This is a genomic window from Rhodosalinus halophilus (assembly GCF_003298775.1).
GTDB classification, from domain to species: domain Bacteria; phylum Pseudomonadota; class Alphaproteobacteria; order Rhodobacterales; family Rhodobacteraceae; genus Rhodosalinus; species Rhodosalinus halophilus.
The window spans coordinates 1-414 of the sequence record NZ_QNTQ01000073.1 but is presented as its reverse complement, the minus strand read 5'-3'; the positions used below and the strand labels follow the sequence as shown (position 1 = coordinate 414).

General features: G+C 65.5%; 1 pseudogene. It reads right to left on the bottom strand.

The features are described from left to right. Positions 1-308 (bottom strand): annotated as a pseudogene (locus tag DRV85_RS18920) (hypothetical protein); the annotation flags it as partial. Positions 309-414: the final 106 nt, after the last annotated feature.

Here is a 414-nt window from a genome sequence, read left to right as displayed (position 1 = left end):
GTGTGATAGCCCGAGTGCAGGCCGAACCCGCTGCCGCTGCCGTAGCCCCAGCCGTTTGGGCGCTCCTCCGTGTACCGGCCCTGCGCAATGAGATCGCCGTCCCGCAACGCGACCAGCAACTCGTTCTCGGCCTCCCCCTTCCACGCGATGGTCGGATCCTGCGGCGGGTTCCAGTGGTTGTGCGTGGGCACGGGCTTCGGCGGTGCCTTGGCCGCCTCCGTAGCGCGCCGTGCGACGGTCACGTTCTGCACATGGGCCAGCGCCTCTGCATAACTCCATTGGGTACGGTCGAGCGATTGCAGCGACATGGGCGGCCTCGTGATTCAAGCGGGATGCCATGAACATAATGGGAACATCCGAACCCCTCAACCCATTCCGGTGCTGCAAGGCCGAAGGGGTTCACCCTTTCTCGGC